Origin of the sequence: Brevibacillus sp. MCWH (genome assembly GCF_013096935.1) — a bacterium.
In the GTDB taxonomy this organism is placed as follows: Bacteria; Bacillota; Bacilli; order Brevibacillales; family Brevibacillaceae; genus Brevibacillus; species Brevibacillus aydinogluensis.
The window spans coordinates 1-747 of record NZ_SDLF01000074.1 but is presented as its reverse complement, the minus strand read 5'-3'; the positions used below and the strand labels follow the sequence as shown (position 1 = coordinate 747).

At 32.1% G+C, this 747-nt stretch carries 2 protein-coding genes; both read left to right on the top strand.

Annotation, left to right across the window (positions count from 1 at the left end; translation table 11 throughout):
* The coding region (locus ETC00_RS20520; protein ID WP_216369598.1) for a hypothetical protein at window positions 1-218 on the top strand (218 nt) is incomplete at its 5' end.
* 25 nt (window positions 219-243) lie between these two features.
* Window positions 244-747: hypothetical protein (locus ETC00_RS19405; RefSeq protein ID WP_216369597.1), on the top strand; the 504-nt coding region annotated here is incomplete at its 3' end.

Below are 747 nucleotides of genomic sequence, written 5' to 3'. Positions count from 1 at the left end.
TTGTTGTATTGGATGTCGTGAGAGAAAGATTAATAAGATCTGTAAAATCGTCAGACGACATGAACGAACTTTTGAGAGAAGTAATAGAAGTTATACAACTACTAGACTTCTATTTAGAAAAAGATTCTAAAATAAGAACGGAAGACTATTTAGATGAAGAAGAAGATGATGATGACGATGATGAATATATATCATTACTAGACTTCGTTAGGGACTAGAAAAATAAAACGGGGGGTAGGTCTTATGGAAGAAAAAGTTGAAGTAAGACTTGTAAGACTAAACTGGGATGAGGAGTGTGAAAAAGATTTTATAACAGGAAAGGGGTTTGAAATAAAAGAATACCCATTTAAAAAAGAAGAAAAAACAATGTATGGGATTTACTCACCCTTATTTGCAACGGATTGGGAAGATGAAGAAGCTTTCTCAGAAAGATATAGTTGTAAATGTAAGGAGTTGAAAGGTAGAATATACGAAGGGGAACGTTGTCATGTTTGTGGTACAAAAGTAAAGTTTAGAGACGTTGACTTAAAAATGTTCGGGTGGATTAAATTACACGGTTATTACATTATTCACCCAATTTTCTACAAAATGTTAGAATCAGTAATCGGTAAACAGTTTCATGAGATTATTGAATTTAACAAAGAAATAAATCGAGACGGTTTAATTGTTGACAAGACAAACAAGACCAATCCTTTTAGAGGGATTGGTCTTATAGAGTTTAAAGAAAGATTTGATGAAATATTGAAC